Raw genomic sequence first — 16442 nt, 5'->3', positions numbered from 1 at the left:
CCGAGCGCGGCGAGCAGCTGAGCCGCGTCGTGCTCCTCCACCTTCGGCGTGGAGTCGGTGAACACGGCCATGCACGCCCGGTACCCCGCACCCCGGTCCAGGTCCACCATCCGCACCGCGTCGATGTCCACCTCGGCCGCCTCGGACCCGACCACCCGCGGCGGCTCGTCGTGGGCGGTCAGGGTCAGCTTGCTCATCTGCACCCACATGCCCTTGCCGGTGGCCTTCAGCACGGCCTCCTTGCGGGCCCAGTACGTGAAGAACGCGCCCCGCCGCTCCTCCTCCGGCACGCCCTTGAACGTCGCCAACTCCGGCGGCGAGAAGCAGATCCCGGCCAGCCCGTCGACCTCCGCGTCCCGCACCTCCTCGACGTCCACCCCGACCGACGCCCCGTCGGTCATCGCGAGCACCACCCAGTCCCCGGAGTGCGAGATCGACACCTCCAGCGCGGACCCGACAACCTTCGGCTTCCCGTGCGGCTTGCCACAGTCGAAGCAGGAGCTGTCCAACACGACCTCCCCGGGCGCGACCCCCAACTCGGCGGACACCACCCCGCGGATCAACGCCCGCCCGGTGAGAAACCGCAGCTTGTCAGCCTCCCGCCGATACCCCGCGAAGCGACCGCGATCCACCTCGTCGAGCAGGCCGAAGAGTCCGGGCGTCTCCGCGGCCGGGTGCGCCCACCACACGTCGCATCGCATGCACTGAATCATGCCGCAACACCGCTTCGGATGGGCCTTGTATAGGGGCTACTTCCCGGTAATCGAGCACCCATCGCCCACATGTCCGGCTGATCCGGTCATAGGCACGCTTGTTACCGTGTGTAGAGCAACAGCCCACTGAAAGTAACGGCGTGGTTTCGTGTCGCGCCGCCTGTCTCGTGCTGTGAGCTGCGATGATGATGCGCCGGAGTTCCGCGGAAAGGAGGTGAGCACATGTTTCCCACTGATCTGACCTCCACGCTGACCGGAGCGTCCGTGCGGCAGCTGCGCCGGTGGAACTCCACCGGCCTGCTCGTGCCGGAGGCCCAGGTCCAGCCGCGGCTGCTGTACTCGTTCCGCGACGTCCTCACCCTGCGGACCGTGGTCCGGCTGAGGAGCGAGGCCGCGTCGCTGCAGAAAGTGCGTCGAGCCTTCGCCAACATGCCCGCGCTGGACTTCACCGAGCACCCGTCCAGGTATCGGTTCGGCACGAACGGCAAGACGATCGTCATCGCCGACGACGACGGCAACACCATCGACCTGGTGCAGAGCCCCGGCCAGTACCAGATGCACAGCCTCGCGGAGATCTTCGCGCCGTTCACGACCAACCGGGGCGAGGCGGTCGTCGACTTCCTGCGGCCGAGGAAACGCCTCGAGATCAGAGCCGGCCGTATGGGCGGCTGGCCGACGATCGCCGACACCCGGATCCCCTACGACACGATCGCGAACCTGCTTGCCGGCGGCGACATGACGCCGGACCAGGTCGTCGACTACTACCCGGAGGTCGACGCCGAGGCCGCGCGGGACGCCCTCGACTTCCACTCGGCCGTGCGGAGCCGGGCCGCGTGAAGTTCTTCCTGGACAACAACCTCAGCCCTCGCCTGGTGGCGCCGGTGACCGCCCTCCTGCACGGGCATTCCTGCTGTTGCGCGCGGGACGAGGGGCTCACCGCGGTCGACGACGTGCCGCTGTTCGCCGAGCTCACGACCCGCAGGTTCGATGCGATCATCACGAGAGACCGGAACCAGCTCTCGGATCATGCCGAACGGCAGGCGCTCATCGACAGTGGCCTGCACTGGCTGGGCGCGAAGGACGCGCAGGTCGGTGGGCTGAAGGGGATCTCGTTGGACTGCGCGTCCATCACCATCGGGCGCGCTATCGTGCTGCCGGAGCTGTTGTCCGGGGGTCAGCACGCGTTCACGTTTCGTGCGCTGCCGCACCAGCGCGAGCAGCGGGTCAAGCCCGTTCCGCTGGTTCAGTAGCCCTCACTGGTTCCAGGACCGGTCAGCTGCCCGCCTTCTGCTTGCAGTCGGGGGGTTGGCAGAGCACCCGAGACAGCGCCGCGTAGAAGATCTGGTCGATCTTGGTGGGGTCGTCGGCGGTGAAGGCCTGGCCGCCGGTCGCGCCGGAGATGGCCTGCAGTTCACCCGCGTCGACGTCCGGGCCGATGCCGATGCCGACGATCAGGATGGGGTGGCGCGGGTCCTGCAGCTTCCCCAGTTCCGACAGCAGCGCGTCGCGGCTGATGCTTTTCGGGTCCTCGTTCTTGCCGTCGGTCAGGACGATCACGACGTTGATGCGGCCCGGCTCGTAGTTCTGCCGCGCCGACTGGTAGGCCGCCAGCACGCTGTCGTACAGGCCCGTCGCGCCGTTCGGGAGCGCCCGCACCGTGTTCAGCTTGTCCAGACCACCGGTCCGCGCCTGCTCGCTGATCGGCAGCACGGGTAGTAACTCCTGGTAGTCCTTGTCGCCGTCGAGCTTCGTCGAGAACAGCCACACGCCGAGCTTCGTGCTCGGTTTCATCAGGTGGATGCCGCGTTGGGCGGCCTGCAGCGTCAGCGTCAGGCGGTTGGTGTTCGTGCCCGGCACCGGCTCGGCCATCGAGCCCGACACGTCCAGCAGCACCTGCACGCGGCCGCTCAGGTTGATCCCGGCCCACACGTTCAGCAGGTCGTCGACGTCCGCCGCCTGGGGGATCTCCGCCGGTGTGACCTTCGACGCCGAGGTCAGCTCGGACGTGCCGCGCTTGCGCAGCATCTCGCCGTCCGGGGTGCGGAAACCCGCGTCGGCGAGGGCGTCGGCGGTGTTCTGCTGCATCAGCACGGTCAGGAACTTCTCCGCGGCCTCCCGCTTCTTCCCGCGCGCGCCCGGCAGCATCGTGTACGGGTAGTCCAGCGCGGGCACCGCCGGGTTCGCGTACACCGCGACGAGCGGTGTGCTCTGCTTCGCGTTGTTGCGCAGCACCCCGTTCTCCGACACCGGGAACCCGTCGAGCGGGTCGTCGTCCTCCCCGCCGCCCGGCAGCAGGTTGAACAGGTCGCCGACGGAGGACTGGGTGTTCGCCGACAGCCGCCGCAGCTCGGTCGTCACCGCCGCGTTCGCCTCGGGGGCCGCCTTCGTCAGGTCGCGCACCCCGAACAGCACCGAGACGCCGACGGGCTCGCGGGCCGGGTCGGGCATGCCGATGTTCAGTGCCGAGTTGAGCACGTCCGCCCACGTCAGCTGCTTCGCCGGCCAGCCGAGCTGCGCCGCGGCGTCCTGCGTCAGCGCGAGCACCACCGGCGAGCTGGCGATCGACGTCCCGGTGACGGGCGAGTCGAACGCGCCCCGCGCCTGCCCTCGCTGCAACCAGATCGTCGAGTTCGGGATCCACACGTCCGGCGGCTCGCTGCCGTCGGACACCACGAGCGACTCGGTCGTGTCCTCGGACTCCTCATCGGACACCCGCACCTCGTAGCAGGTGTCCTCAGAGGACAGGGCGGCCGCGGTCCGCTGGACCACCGGCGCGATGTCCGGCGACGCCGTCACGTTGAGCACGGTCGTACTGTCGCAACTGGACGCTCGCAACTTGTCGGCCAGGAAGTCGTAGGTGAACCAGCCGATGAGCGCGAGCACCAGCAACGCCGACAACGCGATGAGCGGCGTTCTCGCCCGCCTGCCACGTGACTTCACGGAGGAGTGCCGTCCCATGGCTGTCAACCTCCAAAACTGGCGGGTGAGGCGAGAGAACCATACCCATTACGGTCCGGAGTTCAAGCGGTTACGTGAGGTCAGGAGTACAGGGCGTCGACCTCTCTCGCGAAGTCCTTCATGATGACGCCGCGCTTGAGCTTCAATGACGGCGTCAGGTAACCATTTTCCGGATTGAACTCGGTGTCGAGAATTCTGAACTTGCGCACCGACTCCGCCTTGGACACCGCGAGGTTGCCCTCGTCGACGGCCTTCTGGATCTCGGCGGTGAGGTCGGGGTCCTCGGCGAGGTCGGTCACCGTCGCGTTCGCGTCCTTGCCCGCGGTGGACTTCCAGTAGCTGAAGTAGTCCGCGTCGATCGTGATCAGCGCGGCGATGTACTTCTGCCCGTCACCGACCACAAGGGCCTGTCCGACCAGGGGGTGCGCGGCGATCCGGTCCTCGATGACCGACGGCGCGACGTTCTTGCCGCCGCTGGTGACGAGGATCTCCTTCTTCCGTCCGGTGATCTTGAGGAAGCCGTCCTCGTCCAGCTCGCCGAGGTCGCCGGTCGCGAACCAGTCGCCGTCGCCGATGGCCTCGGCCGTCGCCGTCTCGTTCTGCCAGTACCGGGTGAAGATCCCATCACCGCGCAGCCGGATCTCGCCGTCCTCCTCGATCCGCACGGCCGTGCCCGGCAGCGGCCTGCCGACCGTGCCCGGCCGCCACTGGTCCGGCGTGTTGACCACCGAGGCCGCCGACGACTCGGTCAGCCCGTAGCCCTCGTACACGTTGACGCCGACGCCGCGGAAGAAGTGCGTGAGTCGCGGCCCGAGCGCGGCGCCGCCGGAGATCATGTACCTGACCTGCCCGCCGAGCGCCGCCCGCAGCTTCGAGTACACGAGCCGGTCGAACAGCGCGTGCTTGAGCCGCAGGCCCAGGCCCGCCTTGCCGTCGGCCTCGCTGTAGGCGATCGCGGTGTCCGCGGCGAGGTCGAAGATCCTGCCCTTGCCGTCCGAGTGCGCCTTCTGCCGCGCCCCGTTGTAGACCTTCTCCAGCACGTACGGCACGGACAGCAGGAACGTCGGCTTGAACGCGGCCAGGTTGTCGGTCAGCGTCTTCACGTCCGCCCAGTGGCCGAGCGTCGCGCGGGCCATGAACGCCGCGACCTCGACCATGCGGCCGAACACGTGTGCGAGCGGCAGGAACAGCAGCGTCGACGCCTCGTCCGCCTTGAAAAGCACGGACAGGTACTCGACGGCGTTGCGGCAGGCCGCGTACAGGTTGCGGTGGGTGAGCACCACGCCCTTGGGCCGCCCGGTGGTGCCGGACGTGTAGATCAGGGTGGCGAGGTCGTCCGGCCCGACACTCCGCCGCCGCTCGTCGATCACCTCGTCCGCGACGTCCCCGCCGGCCTCGACCAGCGCCTCGACCGCGTTGTCGTCGATCCGCCAGACCTGCTTGAGGTCGGTGAGCTTGTCGCGGACCTGCTCGACGCAGTCGGTGAGCGGGGCGTTCTCCGTGAGCACGGCCACCGCGCCGGAGTCGGAGAGGATCCACTCGATCTGCTCCGCCGAGGAGGTGACGTAGATCGGCACGGACGCCGCGCCCGCCACCCAGATGGCGAAGTCGAACAGCGTCCACTCGTAGCAGTTCGCCGACAGGATGCCGACCCGGTCGCCGGGGCCGACGCCGGACGCGACCAGCCCCTTCGCGACCCCGACGACCTCGCCCAGGAACTGCTCGGTCGTCACGTCCCGCCACGCGCCGCCGGTCTTTCTGCGGAACACGACGTCGGTGGGTGCCTCCGTGGCGTTGAGGTACACGACGTCGGCCAGGCCTCCGCTGTCCGGCACGCTGGCAAGCGGGGGGACGGCGAGTTCGCGCATGGTCTGCTCCTCGAGATACGAAGTGCGTCGCATGTCCGTCGTCAGCGACGCTACCTCACAGTAACCTCGGCCATCTTGCCTGTGCACGCGGCTGAGGGCCACCCCCGGGGCGTCCGGTGGGTGACCCTCAGCCGAGCGGACTGATCAGGACTAAACGGTCAGCTTCCAGTTCTTCAGGGTGCCGGTGTCCCCGTGGAAGACGTCGCGAACCCGCAGCGTCCACGTGCCGCTCGCGGTCTCGCTCGACGCGTTGACCGTGTACTGCTCGTTGACGTTGTCCACGCCGTCGTCACCCTTCGCGCCCTTCAGCCGGTAGGACGTGCCGTCCGGCGCGATCAGGTCGATGATCAGGTCGCCCCGGTACGGGTGGGTGATGTTCACCTCCACCTTGGTCTGGCTGGAGGCGTTGCCGTCGCAGGCCACGGTCACCGCGCTGGTGATCTCGCCCTCGTCCGGGATGGCCTGTCCGGTCGTGTTGGTCGCCGGCTCGCACCTGGGCCCGAGCGACGCCGCCGCGGCCAGGATGGCGTTCGAGAAGTAGCTCGCCTGCATGTAGACGCCCGGGTTCTGCGGGCGGGCGCAGCCGATGCCCCAGCTCGTGGTGCCGATCAGGACCCAGTTGCCGGCCGCGTCCTTGTTGAGCAGCGGGCCGCCGGAGTCGCCCTGGCAGGTGTCCACGCCGCCGGCGTCCCAGTTGCCGGCGCAGATCTCCTCGGCGGGCACGAGGTCGGAGTAGTCGCTGCCCGCGCTCATGCACTGCTGGTCGTCGATGAACGGCACCTGGGCCTTCCGCAGGAACCGCTCCTGCGCGCCGCCCTCGGACGCCGCGCCCCAGCCGGCGACCGTGAACGTGCCGCTGTCGAACTCGGGGGTGGTGGTGAGCGGCACGGTCGGCACGTCGACCGACCGTGCGAGCCGGATCAGCGCCCAGTCGTCACCGGGCGGCCCGCCGGCGCCGGGTGCCCGGATCACGTAGTCGGAGTTGACCACGATCCGGTTCGGGTCCTGCAGGTCCACCACCCCGAGGGTGGCGGTGATGCTGGTGTTGGGTCCCGTCGCGGGCACGCAGTGCGCCGCGGTCAGGACGATCTGCTGGGTGATCATCGATCCGCCGCAGCCCATGGACAGCCGGACTATCCACGGGAACTCACCCTGCGCGGCGGGCGTGCCGCCGATGACCTGCGGCTGCACGTCGTTCGTCGCCGGCGGTTCGGCCACTGCCTGCCCCGCCGCGGCCCCCAGAACGGCCAGGACGCTCACCGCCGTGAACGTCAGCCGTCGTCTCCAAGACGTCATCCACATCCCTTTCTTCGGTACGAAGGACGCCGTTCTCCGAGATCGGGCTCCGGAGAACGGCGTCCGTTTCTAGAAGGTGAGGCTCCAGGAGTTGATGTAGCCCGTGTCGGCGCTGTAGTAGTCGCGCACCCGCAGCTGCCAGGTGCCGTTCGCGACCTCGCTGGAGGCGTTGACCGTGTAGGTCGCGACCACGTTGTCCGCGGAGTCGCTGGTGGAGGTGCTCTTCAGCCGGTACGCGGTGCCGTCCGGGGCGACCAGGTCGACCTGCAGGTCACCGCGGTAGGTGTGCTGGATGTCGACCGACACCTGCAGGTCCGACGGCGCGTTGCCGGACACGCCGGTCACCGTGATCGGGCTGTTCACCGCCGCACCCGCGTCGGGGATGGCGACGTCGGCGGTGTTCTCGAACGTCGGCCCGGCCGGCGGCGGCTCGGAGCCGTCACAGGTGACGCCGATGACGCGGGACGGGCAGTCGGAGTAGTCGAGCAGCAGGAGGACGGCGGCACGGTTGCGGGTGGTCTCGCGGCTGATCACCTCGTCGGGCGGGTAGAAGCCGTCGAGGCCGCCGTCCGACGGGTACATCTCGAACGTGAACGAGTAGACGCCCTGCGTGCCCCACAGGTAGTCGTCGATCGAACCGTCCGTGATGTACAGGTCGGAGTCCTGCTCGGGCGTGTAGCCGTTCGTGGCGGCCATCTGCTGACCGAGAGTCACGAACGTGTTGTGCTGCTGCTGGCTCATCTCCGGGCTGGTGTCCGCGTTGGTGTAGCCCAGTGGCCACAGGACCAGCTCGCTGAACGTGTGGAAGTCGATGTTCGTCTTGATCTGCTGCACGCCGCCGATCCGGCGCGAGTTCACGAAGTTGACGACGTTCGCGACCTCGGGCGCGCTCCCCGCCGACGGGCCGCGGTAGGTCTCGCTGGACGGGCTGCTCGACGAGCCGCCGCAGCAACCCCACTTGTACGGCCAGTTCCGGTTGAGGTCGGTGCCGACGGCGGAGCTGCCGGTGTTCGGCTGCCGGTTCTTGCGCCAGCCCGCGTAGGAGCCGGTGCGGATGTCGAACTCGCCGCCGTCGGGGTTGAGGTCCGGGATGATCCAGATCTCACGGCTGTTGACGAGGTCGGTGATGTGGCTGTCGGTGCCGTACTTGGTGGTCAGCTCGTTGAGCAGGTAGAGCGCCATCTCGATGGTGAGGTGCTCACGCGCGTGCTGGTGGGCGGTGAAGAGGACCTCGGGCTCGTCCTCGTCGGTGCCCACGTTGTCCGAGATCTTGATCGCGACCATCTGCCGGCCCTCGTAGGAGGTGCCGATCGACTGCTGGCTGGCGATGCTCGGGTACGCGGCGACGGCCTGGTTGATCGCGGTCGTCATCTCCGCGTAGTTGTGGTAGTTCGAGTCCGCGCTGGGGAAGTCCAGCGGGGTCGCGCCTTCCGCCGCCGGCATGCTGTCCTGCCGCTCGGCGCGGTAGCCCAGCCGCTCGATCCGCGCGATCTCCTCCGGCGTGGCCGTGACGTCGAGCACTCCGTCCTCGACGGAGTTGATGGCGGCACCGGTGGCGGCGACCGCGTTCACGGCCGCGTTGGTCTTGACGCCGCTGACCACGTACTCGGCGGAGGCGCGCCCTTGCGGGTCGGACACCGCGTTGCCGGTCGTGGACAGGACGAGGGTCATGGCGGCCAGCGCCGCAACCACAGTGGACGGGCGTCTGAGTCTCACGCTTCCTCCCGCAGGGGACGCCGGGTGGCCGGCGCTGGAGGTTGGTGTTCAGTTGTCGGGCGGCCCTCACGGTCTGTTTCCGCCCGATAGCCGATAGTTCCTGCCAAAGGTCCACTTAACAAGGGGCTGACTGGTCGCTACTTCTTCCCAGTTCACAGACAGGACCGTCCGAAACGCCCTGTTCACAAACGCTCGGCACGCGGGCCGACGGAACTGTCGGTGCCCTGCCGTACGCTGGTTTCGGGGGCCGCGGGCCAGGCCCGTTCAGCGCAGCCGCAGTGCCTTCAACGCAGCCGCAGTGCCTTCAGCACGCGCAACGACGTCGCCAGCAACCGCGAGAACACCGCGTGCGGCAGCCATCGCGGCGGGTTCAGCACCTCGACCCGTTTCACCGCAACGGTTCGCACCTCGGTGTAGCGCAGCAGGCCGTCCGCGCCGTGCCGCCGCCCCAGCCCGGAGGCGCCCATGCCACCCATCGGCGCGTCCGTGCTGCCGAACGCGGACGCGTAGCCGTCGTTGACGTTCGCCGTGCCCGCGCGGATCCGCGCCGCCACCCGCGCGGCCCGCGCCAGGTCCCGGCCCTGCACGCTCGCGTTCAGACCGAACTCCGTGTCGTTCGCCAGCGCCACGGCCTCGTCCTCGTCGCGGTACGGGTACAGCGACACCACCGGCCCGAACGTCTCCGCCCTGTGGCACACCATGTCCGGCGTGACGTCCGTGAGCACCGTCGGCTCGTAGAAGTACGGGCCGAGGTCCGGCCGCGGCCGCCCGCCGGCCAGCACGGTCGCGCCCTTCGCCCGCGCGTCGTCCACGTGCTCGGACACCGTCTTCAGCGCGCGCCGCGACGTCAGCGAGCCGAGGTCGGCACCGTAGCCGTAGCCGGGGCCCTGCCGCAGCCTCCCGATCTCGGCGACGAAGGCGTCGGCGAACCGGTCGAAGATGGCGTCCGGCACGTAGATGCGTTCCACGCTCAGGCAGAGCTGCCCGGAGTTGGCGAAGCACCCGCGCACGGCGGAGCGGGCCGTGGCCGCGATGTCCGCGTCGTCCAGCACGATCATCGGGTTCTTGCCGCCCAGCTCCAGCGAGCACCCGACGAGCCGTTCACCCGCGCGGGCGGCGATCAACGCACCCGTTCGTGAGGAGCCGGTGAACCCGATGTAGTCACACGTGTCGACGACCGCGCCGCCGATCGTCGGTCCGTCGCCGAGCACGACCTGGAGCAACCCGTCGGGCAGCCCGGCCCGGTACAGCAGCTCGGCACCGAACAGCGGGCTCAGCGCCGTCTGGCTGTCCGGCTTGAGCACCACGCCGTTGCCGGCGATGAGCGCCGGGATGAGGTCCCCGAACGAGAGCGCGAACGGGTAGTTCCACGGCGAGATGATGCCGACGACACCTTTCGGCTGACGCAGCTCACGAACCGTGATCGCGCCGGGAACCAGCGCGGCCCGCTTCCGCGGCCGCAGCAGCCCCGGCGCCTTCCGCAGGTAGTAGCTGGTGACCAGCGCCGGCTCGCTCAGCTCCTCGACCGCGTCCCGGCGTGCCTTGCCGGTCTCGGCCTGCAGCAGGTCGGCGACGGTCTCCCGTTCGCGGAGCAGGAGCGAGTGGAACCGGTGGAAGACCGCGAGCCGGTCCCGCGGTGGCCGCTCCGCCCACTGCCGCTGCGCGCGCAGGGCCAGCTCGTAGGCGGTGTGCACATCGCCGACCGACGACCGCGGCAGCGCCGCCAGCTCGCCACCCGTGAACACCTCGGTGGTCGTGTAGGTGTCCGAAGTGGACGAACACACCCGGGCCTTCAGCGCTGTCAGCAGGGAATCCGTCAGCGGACTCATGCGTTGCTCTCCCGGTCGGCACCCGGTGCGCTGGCCGCGGCGCGGGCCTCGTACTCCCTGCGTGCCTCCGGCGACGCGCCGAAGAGCACCTGGTCGCTCTTGAACGTACGCGCCACCCACTCGGCGGCGGGCCGGGGCAGCAACCGCGTGAAGCGGAACGTCGCGTCGAGCGACCGCGGCACGAACACGTCGAACTTCGGCTGCCGCAAGGTCTTCACGATCGCGTCCGCGACGTCGGACGCCTCGACCGGCTTGATGAACCGCGACTCGGTGAGCCCCGCCGCCAGCTCGGTCCGCACCACGGCCGGCATGACGACGGAGATCTCGACGCCGGACCCCCGCAGCTCGTTGCGGACGGCCTCGGACAGCCCGACGACCCCGTGCTTGGTGGCGCAGTAGGTGGCGCCGCCCGGGAAACCGGCCTTCCCGGCGGCCGACGCGATGTTGACGATGTGCCCTGTTCCGCGCGGCCGCATGCGCCTGACGGCCTCGCGCGTCCCGTGGATCACCGCGTGCAGGTTGATGGCCAGCTGGTGCGCGGTGGTCCGGTCGTCCTCGTCCTCGAACGGGCCGAGCGACATGATCCCGGCGTTGTTGATGAGCACGTCGATGGGCCCCAACTGCTTCTCGACATCATCGAGGAACCGCGTGAACCCCCCGCGGTCGGTCACGTCCAGGGGCAGGGCGAGCGCGTCGATCTCCTCGGCCGTCCCCTTGGCCAGGTCGAGATCGAGATCCCCGATGGCGACGGCGGCCCCAAGCCCGGCGAGTGCCATCGCGGTGGCAGCCCCGATCCCCCGGGCCCCACCGGTGATGACAACGACCTTGCCGCTCAACGACCGTGCTCGCCGCGCCATTACGACTCCCCGCACATACAATCCAGCTGGAATGTTTCGCCGAGCATCCCAGCCCCACACCCCCCACGCAACCCCGCGTGTCCAACACCCAGACCCCGCGTGTCCAACGCGGAGAGCACGTGAGTTCAACAAAACGCGAAAAGGCAGCAGAGCCTGGTGTCAAGTTGACGCGGTGTGGAGAAGGCGAGTTGTCCACAGCTCACCGGGTTGTCCACAGTCAGGTCACTGATCGCAGCTTGTCCGGGCCGGAACGGGCACAGTCATGGCGTGATCGAACTGCCACCTGGTCTGCACGGTGCCCACCGGCGCGCCACACTGCAACGTGAGCTGGGCCCTCGTCGTGTTCGCGCGTTGTTACGAGCGGGGCGTCTGGCGACGGTGACGCGAGATGTACTGGTCGAACGAGATCGCCAACTCGAGCTGCGTACCCGGGCGGCCGCCGCCCTGCTGATGGCCGGTGACCGCGCGGTCCTCACCAGCCACACCGCCGCGGTTCTGTTCGGCTGCACGGCAGCCGACTCGGGACGGGTGCACGTGCTGGTCCCTTACGACCGGCCACTTCGATCTACTCCCGACATCGCCGTTCACCACGGTCACTACGACGAGACCGACGTGGTGACCGTGGACGGGCTGCGGGTCTACGCGCTCGAGTGCGTGCTCACCGAGCTGCTGTGCAGAGCGTCCCGCGCGACCGCGTTGGCGTGCATGGACCAAGCCCTCGCGCTCGCCGCGCCCCAAGCGCGGAACGAGTTCCGGGCCGAGGTCGCTCACCGCATCGGGGCGAGGCGAGACAGTCGTGGGCGTCGGCGTGCGGAGGTGCTGCTCAACCTCGCCACAGGCCTGTCCGAGTCGCCCGCGGAAAGCTGGCTTCTGCTGGGATTGTTCGACGCCGGGCTGCCCATTCCGGCCCAGCAGGTGCCGGTGACGGACGTGGACGGACATGTGCTGTACCGGCTCGACTTCGCCTGGGAGGAGCTGCGGGTAGCCCTGGAGTACGACGGGTTCGCCGCGCACGTGGGCCGCGGTCTCCGGGACGCGGCGCGGGAGAACGATCTACGCAGACTGGGCTGGACCGTCATCCGTGCCACCGCCGCGGATCTGAAGGACCCGGCCGAACTGCATGCCGCGATCCGGCGAGCGTTCTGGCGTCGGGTCGCGGCATAGCAGGTCGTCACGATTTGTTGAACTCAGCGGTCGGTTTGGTTGGACACGCGGGGCGGGAGCGTTGGACACGCGGGTCACGCGGGACACGCGGGTCAGGCGCGTCCGAGCAGGTCCGTTGATGTGCGTTCCTGGTCGCGGTCCTGGATGTCCGTGCTGCCGTACAGGTGGGGGCGGGTGACCTGGTGGGGCTTGTTGCGCTCCAGGCCGTAGATGACGAGGCCGACGATGAGGGCGGTGATGAGGAGTTCCATGGCACTAAGTTTGCGCTCGTCGCTTTGCTGCCAACAGTGGCAGAACCGCCCTTGTGCGGCAAAATCCTGCCACGTACTCTGGGGGCATGCTCAAGACCGTTGCCGCGGTGGTGATCGACCGGGTCGCGCCCTTCGAGTTCGGGGTGGTCTGCGAGGTCTTCGGGATCGACCGGACCGAGGAGGGGGTGCCGCCGATCGAGTTCCGCGTGTGCGGCGAGCGGGCCGGTGAGCCCGTGCGGACCAGTGTGGGCGCGATGCTCACGCCTGAGCTGGGGCTCGATGCCGTCGTGGGTGCGGACCTGGTCGCCGTGCCCGCGGCCACCATCAGGGACGAGTACCCGCCCGCCATGCTCGACGCGTTGCGGCAGGCCGCCGACCGGGGCGCGACGCTGCTGTCCGTGTGCAGCGGCGCCTTCATCCTCGGCGCGGCCGGGCTGCTCGACGGCCGGCACTGCACCACCCACTGGCGCCACGGCGACGAGCTGCTCGCACGCTTCCCCACGATCCTGCTCGACCCGGACGTCCTGTTCGTCGACGACGGCAACATCATCACCAGCGCGGGCACGGCCGCGGGTATCGACGCGTGCCTGCACCTCGTGCGCCGGGAGCTGGGCTCCACGGCGGCCAACGCGATCGCGCGGCGCATGGTCGTGCCGCCGCAGCGGGACGGCGGCCAGCGCCAGTACGTCGAGCTGCCGATCCCCGAGTGCACCGCCGACAGCCTCGCCCCGCTGCTGGCCTGGCTGGTCGACAACCTGAAGACCGAGCACACGGTCGCCGAACTGGCCCATCGCGCGAACATGTCCGAGCGCACCTTCGCCCGCCGCTTCGTGGCCGAGACCGGGACCACGCCCAACAAGTGGCTGACCATGCAACGCGTCCTGCACGCGCGGCAGCTCCTGGAGGACACACCGATGTCCGTGGATGAGGTGGCCGAGGAGTGCGGCTTCGGCTCGGCGGCCCTGCTGCGCCACCACTTCAACAAGATCGTCGGCGTCCCACCCAAGGACTACCGGCGCACCTTCGGCGCCGCACACGAGCTGACGACCGGCTCGCGAACGGCCTAGTGCTGGGCGTCGGTATTACCGAAGTGCCCGTCAGCGCGACGCGCTAGCGACCGGGTCGAGGCCGGGTCGGGGAAGCTTGGGCGAACCACCGCGGGCCGGTACAACTGAGGGGCGAACCCCGAGGAAAGGCCGGAGCGGTGGTAACCCGTGAGGAACGGGTCGACGCGTACGTCGCGACCTGGAACGAGTCCGATATGGACAGAAGGCTCGCACTCATCGAGCAGGCGTGGGCCGAGGACGGCCGGTACGTCGCCGAAAGCTCCGACGTCACCGGCCGCGACGCGATCAACGACAACGTCGTGCGCATCCAGAACAAGTACCCGAACCGGATCTTCCTGCGCACCAGCGACATCTTCTCCCTCCGGGAGCGTGCCCGCTTCACCTGGGCGATGCTGGACCCGGCCGGCTCGGCGACCATCTCCGGCGTCGACTACGCGTTGTTCGCCGAGGACGGCCGGTTGCGCCGCATCACCTGCGTCTACGACCGGAAGCCGCGCGCGGGTGAGCTGGAATAGCACTCGTCACTTCACCTGATCGAGCGACGGGTGAATAGCGTAACGAGTCCTTTGTGGGTACCGACCCTTGGGCATCACACCGCACCAACGGATGTCCATAGGGGGATCAACCATGCTAGGAAGACAACTCGGTGCCGTACTCGCGGCGACCGCGGCCGCACTCGCATGCGCCGTCGCACCTGCCCAGGCCGTCGCGGGCAACGCGGACCTGCTGTGGCACAACCCGGGGACCGGCGACGTGGGCGCCTGGCTCACCGACGGCCACGGAACGGTGCTCGGGGACAACAGGCTGTCGTGGAAGTGCGGGCCCGACTGCGCGAACCAGTGGCGAGTGGTCGGCGGCGGCGACTTCAACAACGACTTCACCTCGGACGTGCTGTGGCACAACGCCACGACGGGTGAGCTGTCCGCGTGGATCCTGGACGGCAAGGGCACCGTCACGAAGGCGTTGAGCCTCGACTGGAAGTGCGGCCCCGGCTGCGCGAACCAGTGGAAGGCCGTCGCCATCGGCGACTTCAACGCCGACAACAAGTCGGACATCGTGTGGCACAACGCGACCACCGGCGAGGTCGGCACGTGGTTGCTCGACGGCAACGGCCACGTCATCGGCAGTCCCACGCTGTCCTGGCCGTGCGGCCCCGAGTGCGCCAACCAGTGGAAGGTGGTCGGCGCCGGTGACCTCAACGAGGACAACCTCGACGACCTGTTGTGGCACAACGCCACCACCGGTGAGGTGTCGGCGTGGCTCACCAACGGCAAGCAGACGGTGACCGGCGCCCTGACGCTGTCCTGGAAGTGCGGGCCCGACTGCGCGAACCAGTGGAAGATCGTCGGTGTGAACGACTTCAACAACGACTTCAAGAACGACGTGGTGTGGCACAACGCCACCACGGGGGACGTCGCGACGTGGACGTTGGACGGCAGCGGCACCGTGACCGGTGATCCGCGCCTGTCCTGGAAGTGCGGCCCCGGCTGCGCGAACGAGTGGAAGGCCGTCGCCACCGGCAACTTCGGCTGATGACTGGCGGCCCGGCGCTTTCTCCGGCCAGGACGGGGAAAGCGCCGGGCCGCGGTACTAGGCGGCTGCCGTCAGCGACGGCGTGGCCAGCGCCGGCACCGCCGCCGGCACTACGTCCACCGTGTACTCGGTCGGTCCGAGCGGCAGCACCTCGCCGTCGTGCTCGAACCACAGTGGCCGGCCGTCGGTGCGCTCGATCCGCACCCGCCGGCCCCGCTCGTACACGACGCCGGGCCGTGACAGGTGCGCCCCGGTGCGGGTCAGTTCCATCATCTCGGCGACCGAGTGTTCGCCGCCGAGGACGCAGACGTCGAGCAGGCCGTCGTCGGGCAGTGAGCGGGGGAGCAGCTCGAAATGACCGCCGCGGTACCGGCTGCCGCCGACATTGACCAGCAGCGTAGATCCACTGTGGATAAGGCGGTCATCGACGGTGACCCGTCCGGGGTAGGGTCGGTAGCGGGGGATGAGGTCGACCAGCGCCGCGTGGTAGCGGCTGGGGCCGACGTGCGAGGTGAGTGCGCGGGCCTCGTGGATGGCGCGGGGCGAGATGCCGGCGGAGGCACCCGCGAACACGAGCCGCCCGGCGACCCGCGCGAGGTCGAGCCACCGCACGACCGGCTCGCGGAGCGCGGACGACACCACCGACTGCCAGGGCGCGGTGCCGAAAAGGGTGTGGTAGCAGGAGTTCGCGGTGCCGGCCGGCACGATCAACAGAGGTGTGGGCCCGGCGCCACGCCACGCGGAGGCGAGCCCGGCGGCCACCTCCCGGACCGTCCCGTCGCCGCCGACGGCCACGACCACAGTGCGACGCGCCGGCGCCGCGGCCGACACCGTGGCCGACATCGCCGTCGGCAACGCCAGGGCCCGCTCCGCGACGCTCGGCGGCGCGGACTCCGCGGCCTTGCGCGCTATCCCCGTCGCCTCTCCCGGGCCGGTGGTCCACCGCACCGACACATCGCGGACTCCGCTGCGGCACACGCGCACCAACTCCCAGACCAGCGCGGGTGTCACCGTGCCGGCCGCGGGGTTGGCGATGATCAGGACGCGAGTGGCACCCATCCCCGCGCCACCTCCTCCTGGTACAGCAGGCGCAGGTCGGCCGTGCACACCGGCCACTCCTGGCCCTCCACCTCGATGGCGGTCGCGATCACCGCCTCGGTGAAGCCACGTGCGCGCGGTGTCGCCGACCT

At 69.5% G+C, this 16442-nt stretch carries 15 protein-coding genes; 6 read left to right on the top strand and 9 right to left on the bottom strand.

Annotated features, from left to right (window positions below):
• On the bottom strand, positions 1-701 hold a 701-nt coding region (locus ACJ73U_RS18700), incomplete at its 3' end, for a 4'-phosphopantetheinyl transferase family protein (RefSeq protein ID WP_407778931.1).
• A 234-nt stretch (positions 702-935) separates the two neighbouring features.
• Here ACJ73U_RS18700 and ACJ73U_RS18695 point away from each other — a divergent pair.
• The gene (locus ACJ73U_RS18695; RefSeq protein WP_407778930.1) at positions 936-1550 is read left to right on the top strand and encodes a DUF433 domain-containing protein; all 615 of its coding nucleotides are present in this window, start codon (positions 936-938) and stop codon (positions 1548-1550) included.
• On the top strand, positions 1547-1963 hold the full coding sequence (locus tag ACJ73U_RS18690; protein WP_407778929.1) for a hypothetical protein: 417 nt from the start codon (positions 1547-1549) through the stop codon (positions 1961-1963). The genes ACJ73U_RS18695 and ACJ73U_RS18690 overlap by 4 nt, the downstream gene beginning before the upstream one ends.
• Before the next feature lie 22 nt (positions 1964-1985).
• Here ACJ73U_RS18690 and ACJ73U_RS18685 read toward each other — a convergent pair whose 3' ends face one another.
• From ACJ73U_RS18685 to ACJ73U_RS18660, 6 genes are all read right to left on the bottom strand, one after another.
• The gene (locus tag ACJ73U_RS18685; RefSeq protein WP_407778928.1) at positions 1986-3671 is read right to left on the bottom strand and encodes a substrate-binding and VWA domain-containing protein; all 1686 of its coding nucleotides are present in this window, start codon (positions 3669-3671) and stop codon (positions 1986-1988) included.
• A gap of 80 nt (positions 3672-3751) precedes the next feature.
• A complete protein-coding gene (locus ACJ73U_RS18680) occupies positions 3752-5539 on the bottom strand; it encodes an AMP-dependent synthetase/ligase (protein WP_407778927.1) in 1788 nt (595 codons plus the stop codon).
• Between the two features lie 150 nt (positions 5540-5689).
• Positions 5690-6835, bottom strand: a complete 1146-nt coding sequence (locus tag ACJ73U_RS18675; protein WP_407778926.1) for a trypsin-like serine protease — start codon at positions 6833-6835, stop codon at positions 5690-5692.
• 69 nt (positions 6836-6904) lie between these two features.
• On the bottom strand, positions 6905-8551 hold the full coding sequence (locus ACJ73U_RS18670) for a M14 family metallopeptidase (RefSeq protein ID WP_407778925.1): 1647 nt from the start codon (positions 8549-8551) through the stop codon (positions 6905-6907).
• A 284-nt stretch (positions 8552-8835) separates the two neighbouring features.
• Positions 8836-10380 carry a succinic semialdehyde dehydrogenase gene (locus ACJ73U_RS18665; RefSeq protein WP_407778924.1) on the bottom strand — a complete coding sequence of 515 codons (1545 nt, stop codon included), beginning with the start codon at positions 10378-10380 and terminating at the stop codon, positions 8836-8838.
• Positions 10377-11237, bottom strand: a complete 861-nt coding sequence (locus ACJ73U_RS18660) for an SDR family oxidoreductase (RefSeq protein WP_407778923.1) — start codon at positions 11235-11237, stop codon at positions 10377-10379. The genes ACJ73U_RS18665 and ACJ73U_RS18660 overlap by 4 nt, the downstream gene beginning before the upstream one ends.
• Before the next feature lie 378 nt (positions 11238-11615).
• Here ACJ73U_RS18660 and ACJ73U_RS18655 point away from each other — a divergent pair, with 378 nt between their 5' ends.
• Complete coding sequence (locus ACJ73U_RS18655) at positions 11616-12401, top strand: endonuclease domain-containing protein (protein ID WP_407778922.1); 786 nt, start codon at positions 11616-11618, stop codon at positions 12399-12401.
• Positions 12402-12493: 92 nt separating this feature from the next.
• Here the strand turns inward: ACJ73U_RS18655 and ACJ73U_RS18650 are convergent, their stop codons facing one another.
• Positions 12494-12652 carry a hypothetical protein gene (locus ACJ73U_RS18650; protein ID WP_407778921.1) on the bottom strand — a complete coding sequence of 53 codons (159 nt, stop codon included), beginning with the start codon at positions 12650-12652 and terminating at the stop codon, positions 12494-12496.
• A gap of 86 nt (positions 12653-12738) precedes the next feature.
• Here ACJ73U_RS18650 and ACJ73U_RS18645 point away from each other — a divergent pair, with 86 nt between their 5' ends.
• The 3 genes from ACJ73U_RS18645 to ACJ73U_RS18635 all read left to right on the top strand — a co-directional run bounded on the left by ACJ73U_RS18645 (position 12739) and on the right by ACJ73U_RS18635 (position 15252).
• On the top strand, positions 12739-13719 hold the full coding sequence (locus ACJ73U_RS18645) for a GlxA family transcriptional regulator (protein WP_407778920.1): 981 nt from the start codon (positions 12739-12741) through the stop codon (positions 13717-13719).
• 194 nt (positions 13720-13913) lie between these two features.
• Positions 13914-14234, top strand: coding sequence for a hypothetical protein (locus tag ACJ73U_RS18640; RefSeq protein ID WP_407778919.1), 321 nt, complete (start codon positions 13914-13916; stop codon positions 14232-14234).
• A gap of 112 nt (positions 14235-14346) precedes the next feature.
• Positions 14347-15252, top strand: a complete 906-nt coding sequence (locus tag ACJ73U_RS18635) for an FG-GAP repeat domain-containing protein (RefSeq protein WP_407778918.1) — start codon at positions 14347-14349, stop codon at positions 15250-15252.
• A gap of 57 nt (positions 15253-15309) precedes the next feature.
• On the opposite strand, the gene ACJ73U_RS18630 is transcribed toward ACJ73U_RS18635, so the two are convergent.
• Positions 15310-16311, bottom strand: a complete 1002-nt coding sequence (locus ACJ73U_RS18630; protein WP_407778917.1) for a diacylglycerol/lipid kinase family protein — start codon at positions 16309-16311, stop codon at positions 15310-15312.
• Between the last annotated feature and the right edge of the window lie 131 nt (positions 16312-16442).

The organism is Actinophytocola sp. (assembly GCF_045807065.1).
Lineage (GTDB): Bacteria > Actinomycetota > Actinomycetes > Mycobacteriales > Pseudonocardiaceae > Actinophytocola.
This window is presented reverse-complemented; position numbering and strand designations above follow the sequence as displayed.

Bases quoted from the DNA above. Each gene is read 5' to 3' on its own strand.
- ACJ73U_RS18665 (WP_407778924.1), bottom strand. From the start codon at position 10,380: ATGAGTCCGCTGACGGATTCCCTGCTGACAGCGCTGAAGGCCCGGGTG.
- ACJ73U_RS18675 (WP_407778926.1), bottom strand. From the start codon at position 6,835: ATGACGTCTTGGAGACGACGGCTGACGTTCACGGCGGTGAGCGTCCTG.
- ACJ73U_RS18680 (WP_407778927.1), bottom strand. From the start codon at position 5,539: ATGCGCGAACTCGCCGTCCCCCCGCTTGCCAGCGTGCCGGACAGCGGA.
- ACJ73U_RS18685 (WP_407778928.1), bottom strand. From the start codon at position 3,671: ATGGGACGGCACTCCTCCGTGAAGTCACGTGGCAGGCGGGCGAGAACG.
- ACJ73U_RS18650 (WP_407778921.1), bottom strand. From the start codon at position 12,652: ATGGAACTCCTCATCACCGCCCTCATCGTCGGCCTCGTCATCTACGGC.
- ACJ73U_RS18695 (WP_407778930.1), top strand. From the start codon at position 936: ATGTTTCCCACTGATCTGACCTCCACGCTGACCGGAGCGTCCGTGCGG.
- ACJ73U_RS18630 (WP_407778917.1), bottom strand. From the start codon at position 16,311: ATGGGTGCCACTCGCGTCCTGATCATCGCCAACCCCGCGGCCGGCACG.
- ACJ73U_RS18640 (WP_407778919.1), top strand. From the start codon at position 13,914: ATGGACAGAAGGCTCGCACTCATCGAGCAGGCGTGGGCCGAGGACGGC.
- ACJ73U_RS18635 (WP_407778918.1), top strand. From the start codon at position 14,347: ATGCTAGGAAGACAACTCGGTGCCGTACTCGCGGCGACCGCGGCCGCA.
- ACJ73U_RS18645 (WP_407778920.1), top strand. From the start codon at position 12,739: ATGCTCAAGACCGTTGCCGCGGTGGTGATCGACCGGGTCGCGCCCTTC.
- ACJ73U_RS18660 (WP_407778923.1), bottom strand. From the start codon at position 11,237: ATGGCGCGGCGAGCACGGTCGTTGAGCGGCAAGGTCGTTGTCATCACC.